The sequence below is a fragment of the Exiguobacterium sp. KJ 601 genome, from assembly GCF_027161185.1.
Taxonomy (GTDB): domain Bacteria; phylum Bacillota; class Bacilli; order Exiguobacteriales; family Exiguobacteriaceae; genus Exiguobacterium; species Exiguobacterium profundum.
In genome coordinates this window covers 2,025,541-2,033,560 of record NZ_JADHZG010000001.1, presented here as the reverse complement: position 1 = coordinate 2,033,560, position 8,020 = coordinate 2,025,541, and the positions used below count along the sequence as shown (strand labels likewise).

At 47.0% G+C, this 8,020-nt stretch carries 6 protein-coding genes, 12 tRNA genes and 1 pseudogene; 18 read left to right on the top strand and 1 reads right to left on the bottom strand.

The annotated features are described in order from the left end of the window. Position 1 precedes the first annotated feature (1 nt). From IRJ25_RS10420 to IRJ25_RS10330, 18 genes and pseudogenes are all read left to right on the top strand, one after another. Positions 2-76 (top strand) — tRNA-Glu (locus IRJ25_RS10420). A gap of 16 nt (positions 77-92) precedes the next feature. Continuing rightward, positions 93-166, top strand: a tRNA-Met gene (locus IRJ25_RS10415). An 8-nt stretch (positions 167-174) separates the two neighbouring features. Beyond that, positions 175-250 (top strand) — tRNA-Asp (locus IRJ25_RS10410). 31 nt (positions 251-281) lie between these two features. Beyond that, positions 282-357, top strand: a tRNA-Phe gene (locus IRJ25_RS10405). A 5-nt stretch (positions 358-362) separates the two neighbouring features. Then, positions 363-446, top strand: a tRNA-Tyr gene (locus IRJ25_RS10400). A 3-nt stretch (positions 447-449) separates the two neighbouring features. Continuing rightward, a tRNA-Trp gene (locus IRJ25_RS10395) sits at positions 450-520 on the top strand. A 16-nt stretch (positions 521-536) separates the two neighbouring features. Next, positions 537-612, top strand: a tRNA-His gene (locus IRJ25_RS10390). 7 nt (positions 613-619) lie between these two features. After that, positions 620-694 (top strand) — tRNA-Gln (locus IRJ25_RS10385). A 4-nt stretch (positions 695-698) separates the two neighbouring features. Beyond that, positions 699-773: transfer RNA gene (locus IRJ25_RS10380), tRNA-Gly, on the top strand. A 9-nt stretch (positions 774-782) separates the two neighbouring features. Then, a tRNA-Cys gene (locus IRJ25_RS10375) sits at positions 783-856 on the top strand. A gap of 9 nt (positions 857-865) precedes the next feature. Then, positions 866-946 (top strand) — tRNA-Leu (locus tag IRJ25_RS10370). 105 nt (positions 947-1,051) lie between these two features. After that, positions 1,052-2,109, top strand: a pseudogene (locus tag IRJ25_RS10360) (DUF2332 domain-containing protein). A 131-nt stretch (positions 2,110-2,240) separates the two neighbouring features. Next, a tRNA-Gly gene (locus tag IRJ25_RS10355) sits at positions 2,241-2,311 on the top strand. A 67-nt stretch (positions 2,312-2,378) separates the two neighbouring features. After that, entirely contained in the window at positions 2,379-3,527 is a 1,149-nt protein-coding gene (gene queG, locus IRJ25_RS10350) for a tRNA epoxyqueuosine(34) reductase QueG (protein ID WP_269318232.1), read from the top strand. Then, on the top strand, positions 3,508-3,948 hold the full coding sequence (locus tag IRJ25_RS10345) for a methylated-DNA--[protein]-cysteine S-methyltransferase (protein WP_214782147.1): 441 nt from the start codon (positions 3,508-3,510) through the stop codon (positions 3,946-3,948). Before queG ends, IRJ25_RS10345 begins: the two co-directional genes overlap by 20 nt. 12 nt (positions 3,949-3,960) lie before the next feature. Further along, on the top strand, positions 3,961-4,434 hold the full coding sequence (gene trmL / locus IRJ25_RS10340) for a tRNA (uridine(34)/cytosine(34)/5-carboxymethylaminomethyluridine(34)-2'-O)-methyltransferase TrmL (RefSeq protein ID WP_015880908.1): 474 nt from the start codon (positions 3,961-3,963) through the stop codon (positions 4,432-4,434). Between the two features lie 227 nt (positions 4,435-4,661). After that, positions 4,662-5,219 carry a DUF5366 family protein gene (locus IRJ25_RS10335; RefSeq protein ID WP_074037691.1) on the top strand — a complete coding sequence of 186 codons (558 nt, stop codon included), beginning with the start codon at positions 4,662-4,664 and terminating at the stop codon, positions 5,217-5,219. Beyond that, the gene (locus IRJ25_RS10330) at positions 5,216-6,091 is read left to right on the top strand and encodes a hypothetical protein (protein WP_269318231.1); all 876 of its coding nucleotides are present in this window, start codon (positions 5,216-5,218) and stop codon (positions 6,089-6,091) included. The genes IRJ25_RS10335 and IRJ25_RS10330 overlap by 4 nt, the downstream gene beginning before the upstream one ends. A gap of 40 nt (positions 6,092-6,131) precedes the next feature. Here the strand turns inward: IRJ25_RS10330 and IRJ25_RS10325 are convergent, their stop codons facing one another. Continuing rightward, a complete protein-coding gene (locus IRJ25_RS10325) occupies positions 6,132-7,922 on the bottom strand; it encodes a transglycosylase domain-containing protein (RefSeq protein ID WP_269318230.1) in 1,791 nt (596 codons plus the stop codon). Positions 7,923-8,020 lie beyond the last annotated feature (98 nt).

Sequence of the window (8,020 nt, the reverse complement as noted above, 5' to 3'; positions counted from 1 at the left end):
TGGCCCGTTGGTCAAGCGGTTAAGACACCGCCCTTTCACGGCGGTAACACGGGTTCGAATCCCGTACGGGTCACCATTTAATTTTATATCGTCGCGGGGTGGAGCAGTCTGGTAGCTCGTCGGGCTCATAACCCGAAGGTCGTCGGTTCAAATCCGGCCCCCGCAATTAAGTCCGGTCTCGTGGTGTAGGGGTTAACATGTCTGCCTGTCACGCAGAAGATCGCGGGTTCGAATCCCGTCGAGACCGCCATTTTTATTTTAAAATCAATCATACTACATATGGCTTTGTAGCTCAGTTGGTAGAGCAAAGGACTGAAAATCCTTGTGTCGGCGGTTCGATTCCGTCCAAAGCCACCATATGTGGGGGGGTAGCGAAGTGGCTAAACGCGGCGGACTGTAAATCCGCTCCCTCGGGTTCGGCGGTTCGAATCCGCCCCCCCCCACCACTTAGGGGCATAGTTTAGCGGTAGAACTACGGTCTCCAAAACCGTCAGCGCGGGTTCGATTCCTGCTGCCCCTGTTTTAATTTCATCATGGCGATTGTGGCGAAGTGGTTAACGCACCGGATTGTGATTCCGGCATTCGAGGGTTCAATTCCCTTCAGTCGCCCCATTATTATTGGGCTGTAGCCAAGTGGTAAGGCATCGGATTTTGATTCCGACATGCGAAGGTTCGATCCCTTCCAGCCCAGCCATTTTGCGGAAGTAGTTCAGTGGTAGAATACGACCTTGCCAAGGTCGGGGTCGCGGGTTCGAATCCCGTCTTCCGCTCCAATGACTTTTGGCGCCATAGCCAAGTGGTAAGGCAGAGGACTGCAACTCCTTTATCGTCGGTTCGATTCCGACTGGCGCCTCCAACATAATATGCCGGTGTGGCGGAATTGGTAGACGCGCACGACTCAAAATCGTGTTCCTCTGGAGTGTCGGTTCGACTCCGACCACCGGTATCCGTATGACTCTAACTGAGGTTAGGGTCTTTTTTCTGTTCTCTATCCTTTTTTGAGAAGGAAGGACATTCATTCAGCTCGAATGTTTTAACAAGAAGAAACGAGGTGGATGATATTCAATATACAGAACAATCGAATCGGTTCATCCGATTTGCTGACAACGAATGTGTGGGTTCTAGTCGCTTATACGAAGTGCTAGCTCGAGAAGTGGCCCAGCATGAATGGCTCTTATCTTTGTGTGAAGACATACCAAAGGGACAACCTGCTCCAAATCTATTGTTTGCATCTGTTCATGAACTGGTAATTCAACACTCTGCTGATGAGTTGGCCACCTATTATCCTAGCGTGACAAAATATCCAAAACAAGCTGAAGATGTATTTCCCTCTTTTTAGCTTTTTGCCATACATACGAAAGTGAGATCCGTCATCGATTGAGGACCCGTCGTGTGCAAACGAACGAGGTTCAACGATGCGCCTACTTGTATCCGATATTTTCGAAGATTCAACAACAGACGAAGCAATCACTCGCACTGCTCGAAATCGGAACGAGTGCAGGGCTTCAACTATTTGTTGACCAGTACGCTTATGAGTATAATGGCGTCCCAATCAACCCGATAAGCATCTCATCAGTAAACATCTCAGCGACCGTCGAATCGAACGAATCATTCCATCTCGAGGCTAAGACGCTATTAGACATCGGAACGCGTATTGGTGTCGATTTGAACATTGTGGACTTGACAGATCAAGCAGAGCGGTCATGGTTGAATGCGTTAATCTGGTCAGAGCATGAGACACGACGGCAACTGCTTCAGGCTGCCATGAATGAAATCAATTTTAATATGGTGACGCTCATTGAAGGGGATGGTGTGACGATGCTACAAGATCTCGTATCGCGTGTGTCGGAGACAGAGACGTTATGTATCTTCCATACACACGTTGCAAATCAGATGTCACGTCCCGTCAAAGAAGAACTTTTGAAGCAAGTCGAGCGAATTGGACAAACACGAGACGTCTTCCATATCTATAACAATATCCAAGATCGTTTCCTTCATGTAGATTTGTATCAGGACGGTCAACTTACAGCGTTTACGTTTGCAGAAACAGAGGGGCACGGCCGTCAATTTCAAATCCTGACGCCACTCGATTCTTTGTTTCATCCATGATCTTTTGAATGATTAAGATATATTAACATATTGATTTCGTTGAATTTAGAAAAACTTACGAATACTTGTTGACAGATTAATAGTATAGGTGTATATTAACTATAGTCGCTTGAATGACAACAATATTTCATGCGGGTGTAGTTTAATGGTAAAACCTCAGCCTTCCAAGCTGATGACGAGAGTTCGATTCTCTTCACCCGCTTCATATCTCTCTGCCGAGTGGCGGAGAGATTTTTTGTATGCGAAAATATATAGAGGAGGTGAACGGAATGGACCCGTACACATTAAAACAACAAATCTTAGCGTATGCCGAAACCATCGGGATTGATGAGTTGAAAGTGACGACAGCTGATCCGTTCATCGTCATGAAACAACGACTCATTCGACAACAGGAGAAAGGATATGACTCTGGATTCGAAGAATCGGATTTAGAGAAACGCACAAATCCTGAACTTCTGCTTGAAGAGGCACAGTCGATCATTGCGATCGCCATCACCTATCCAAGTAAATTAAAAGATGCGCCCCGTAGTGTCGCCGGGGAGAGACGAGGGTTGTTTGCTCGTGCTTCGTGGGGACTCGATTACCATCGGGCGGTCGGCGATCGATTGGCCAAACTTCAAGCGTACATTGAAGAATTGGTTCCAAACGTGCGAACGCGTTCGATGGTCGATACGGGTGAGCTCGTCGACCGTGCTGTCGCAGAACGTGCGGGGATTGGATTTAGTGGGAAAAACTGTTCCATCATCTCTCCTGAGAAAGGATCCTATCTTTATTTGGGCGAAATGATTTTAGATGTATACTTACCACCGGATGAAGCAATTGAAGACGGATGTGGGGATTGCGATAAATGTATTACAGCTTGTCCGACGACGGCCCTTGTTGAACCAGGTGTCCTCGATGCGAAGCGCTGTATCGCCTATCTCACGCAGATGAAGACGTTGATGCCACGAGAGTTTCGGTCGAAGCTTGGTGGTCGATTATATGGATGTGACACGTGTCAGCAAGTCTGTCCATATAATCGCAAAAAGGATTGGCGCCACCATGAAGAATTGTTACCGGAAGCTGAGATTGTCAAACCGCTCTTAGAGCCTCTTCTGACATTAAGCAATCGGGAGTTCAAACAAAAGTTCGGACATTTATCAGGCGCATGGCGCGGGAAGAAACCGATTCAACGAAATGCGATTTTAGCGCTCGCGCACTACCGTGAACCTTCAGCGATTCCAATCTTAAGGGAATTCATTAAACAGGATGAACGCGAAGATATGCGCGCGACGGCTGTTTGGGCAATCGGTGCGATTCTTGGACCTGATGCCGATTCGATATTTGAAGAGATTGAACGGAATGAAACATCTGATATGGTTCATGAAGAGATTCGCATATATCGAGAGGAGTGGGCACATGAAGATCGTGTCGTCTAAGTGGGGACCACTAATGTACGAGATAAATGGAGCAGGTAAGTTGACCGAATTGGAGTTCACAACACATGAACCGAAAGAGGAAGCACCTGAGTGGTTGCGAGATCTCATGACACGAGTCGAGAAGACAGGATTTCAAGAAGCAGATCGTGCCTATGTCGAAATGAACGGGACACCGTTTCAACAGGAGGTTTGGGATGCGCTCTTGACCATTCCATATGGCGAGACACGCACATATAAGCAAATTGCTGAACAAATCGGTCGGCCGAAAGCTGTTCGCGCCGTCGGTCAGGCGCTCAATCGAAATCCGTTACCGATTCTATTTCCGTGTCACCGTGTCATTGGAAGTAGTGGGAAGCTTGTCGGTTTTGCGGGAGGATTGGCTGAGAAACAACGCCTTCTAGAATTTGAAATGAAAAAGTGAGGGAAATCAACCATGGCAATTCATGTCGTAATGTTTCAACCAGAAATACCAGCAAATACAGGGAACGTCTCACGTACGTGTGCGGCGACGAACTCGGTGCTTCATTTGATTCGTCCGCTCGGGTTCTCGACGGATGATAAGATGTTAAAGCGTGCCGGTCTCGACTATTGGCAATTTGTCGATGTACGCTATCATGACTCGTTAGAAGAGCTGTGGGAGAAGCATCCGGATGGTCAGTTCTTTTATATTACGAAGTACGGGGAACAATACCCGAGTGATTTGGACGTTTCAGATGTAGACGGTGACTACTTCTTTGTCTTTGGTCGTGAGACGAAAGGGTTACCGATGGAAGTCATTGAGAACAATTTAGATCGCTGCATCCGCCTACCACAATCGAACCTCGTTCGTTCATTGAACGTATCGAATACAGCAGCCATCATCGTATATGAGGCGCTTCGCCAACAGGGATATGCAGGATTGAAATAAAAAAGAGCCGGATTCGTAAGAATCCCGGCTCTTATTCGTTACCCTCAGGTTTACGGTTATATCCAGCTGTCAAAATCGCTGCGAGGAAGACTACGCTGATTCCAACCATCAATAATAGGCCCATCCAAAAATCCCCCTTTTATTCTCCATAACTATAAATAGTATAATATACTTGGTAGGTGAATTGCACTGAATATAAGAAATTACTGTGAAATTGGAGAAGGAACATGAAAACGAATGTGTACTTACTGAGCTATGCCCCACTCATCGGAATTATTTTGTTTTCGATGTCACTTGCGATTGCGACCTCCGAGTACGTAATCCAATGGCTGAATCAAATTGGCGTATATAGTGAAATTATCGAACTGTTATCCGTGCAAGAGACGAAAGTGCTCGTGCTCGTCGTATTCTTTACGATTTTCTTTATGTTGTTTAGCGCATTCAAATTGGTAGCCGATACGTTCAATCAACTCGGTTTCGCTTTTTTTGCGCGAGAGACAAATGGCACGTCGCTTCATCGGCTCAAACCTGGTGCCATCATCTTTCTCATCGGGTCCGGAATCAGCTTTCTCTTTTTGAACACATTGCTCGCCGTTATCGCCGTGCTCGTTGGCACGCTCTTGATGTATCTCTTTTACTATGTCTGGCAAGTAAGCCAATCGATGTCCGTCCCACGTGCCATCGGCTTATTACTTATGCAGGCCGTCATGTGGGCGACTTTGGTCAGCGGGTTAGGTTGGTCGGTCCTTCGCTTGTTTAACTCTGTCGGAGATATCATCTTATGAAGCGTTCTTTTGGACCAACCTCTGATGTGATCGAAGCGTGGTGTCTATCATTTGTCCCGGAGGAAACCTTGTATTGGATTGATTCTTCGTTTCTTGAGGATATACCGAGTTCCTGTCTCGTGATTCCGAGGCAGGAGTTTTTCAATCATCCGCTTTACCGCAGACCCGACATCACGAATCCGTATGTGACGTGGCAGATGGGTCAAGACGTGACTTATGTCATCCATGCGTTCTCTAGCTTTTTGAAGGAGTTACAGGAGCACGTCAAAACACGTTTATTGGAATTTCAAGTGACGACCCATCGTGGTCTTGTTTTGCCGATATCAGTCGAGCAGATGAAACGTCTATCGAATGAGATGATTATAGAGAAGGATGGCGCGTGTGTCATCGTTTTGCATCCGCAAAATTGGAATGAGCTCGACATCGAGATGCGTCATTCTCTCCTGCTCGACTATGCGAAGGAGTGGGATCGTTGGGAAGGGGAACCCTGTGATGACTCGATTGCTTCGCATATTGCGGATTATGCAAATCGGTTTCCGATCCAAGATGGAAGTAACTGTCTCGCGGCGACGTTGTTTGCGGTCACGGGAAACGAACAGGTCGTTCACCGATGGGTTCATCCAGAGACGTTCCTTCAGACATTAAAGCGAAGTAGGTACGAAACTGTGAAGGATGATACACTGAGGCCGAATGACGTCCTGACGTTTTGGAGCGACCAAGGGCAACTGGTCCATGCGAGTTACTGTGTGCGACAAGGACTCTATTTCAATAAACATGGTCAAGTCCGTTTCAATCCATGGAAACTAATCAATCACGACGAGTTAATGGAGCATTGGGGAGCATATCGACTTCAAATCGAACGTCGATTATAAAGCAAAAGGAGTCAGTCCACTTTTCAGTGGCTGACTCCTTTTATTGGTGTGCCTGTGTCCAGACAATCGCCGGATACGCACGGTTGGCGAGTTCCGGGAATGGGCGGGGCGTATCGGCACCGAGCCAGATGGCGGTGATGGTGCGATTGGTTAGTCCGACATACCACATATCTTTGTTGTCGTTCGTTGTTCCGGTCTTTCCTCCGAGATACTCAAACTCACGTTTCAGCTGATTCGCATAGCGACCTGTGCCGTATGAGGTGACGGTCGATAACGCTTTTTTCATCTCACTGATCGTTTCCGGAGACCAGACTGTCTCTTCGGTTAAGATCGGGGTCAACGTTGGTTCACCGGACTTGAATGTGATTTGTTTGATTGTATGTCCGGATGTATACTCCCCTTTATTTAAGAACGGGGTGTAGGCGGCGGCTAGTTCTTTTGGGGAGACCCCTTGTGTGAGACCGCCAAGGGCACTCGCTAAGTTCTCGTCCTGTTCATCCCATTGACTGAACATCATATCAGCTGTCTTATACGCGCGTTCCTGATCGATTGCTGAGAAGGCGGCGAGCGCAGGTGTGTTATACGAGAAAGCGACCGCATCTTTCAATAAGACATCGCCTAACACACGGTTGTGACTATTTCCGGGACAATAAGAACCGTAACAAGCCGGACGACCGTCAAGTACCGTGTCAAGTTTCGCTCCTGTCTCTTCGATAAATGGGGCGAAAACGAGGATCGGTTTGATTGCGGAACCTGGTTGGCGGTACGCCTGGGTCGCTCGGTTGAACTCACCGACCTGCGTCATCTCAGAGTCGACCATGGCCACGATTCTCCCTTGAGGTGTCAGTTCCGTATAGCCACCGTTCACACCGGGAGGGAGTTGACTCATCACCTGTTTTGCTTGTTTCTGCTTCCCGGTTGATAAGTAAGTTTCGATCGTCGCTTCATGCGTGGACAAATATTCTCTCGCCTCGGTATCATCTAAGTCGTAACGTGTCCGTACCAATTGAATCGCTTCACGGACGGCTGTATCCATATAGTCCGGGTATTGAATCGTTTGACTGCGAAACGATGCTTGGAGCTTGACGCCATGATACTGATCGTAAGCACTCTTCGAGAGAACACCCGCTTCAAACAGTTGCGTCAAGATTCGGTCCTTACGCTCAAAAAAAGCATCGGATGGATTGAGGGGATCATAAAGTGACGGATTATTCGGTACTGTCAACAAGTAAGCGAGTTGATTCCAATTCAGATCGTCGAGCGGTCGTGAAAAGTATGTATCGGCTGCCGATTGAATCCCATATACATTATGTCCAAAAAAAATAACGTTGCTATAAGCTGTTAAAATTTCTTTCTTGCTATAATTTTTTTCTAGTGCTCGAGCAAGCAATAACTCTTTCACTTTTCGTTCATATGTCCGTTCATGTGTGAGGTACACGTTCCGTGCCAACTGTTGCGTGATTGTACTCCCACCTTGGACAGATGTCTCGTTCGCGTTATTGATAAATGCTCGGGCAATCCCGCTCAAATCATAACCGGGATGAGCATTGAACTTACGGTCTTCGATGGTCGTAATCGCATCTTGGATATGTTCGGGCAACGCTTTCGGAGACACGTCATTTCTGCGGCCCGCCAAGTAGATTTGCTGTTCTCCACCGTTGTATGCGAGTGTGACGGCATGCATTGACGAGAGTGGTTGTGCCGATACCAGCTCTTGTCCCCAAGATAGAATTTCATCTGCCTGATCAATCTCTTCTTTCAATGCAGTGGCAAGTGACAAGGAAGCAGCCAAAAGTCCAGCAAAAAATAAGGTTCCAATCCAAGCTCTCATCTATTTCACCTCTCTCTATACATTATATCGTCCAATTTACAAAAAAATAAAAATGTAAACGTTATCATATAATAATTCGAGAAGGAATACTTTAGGAA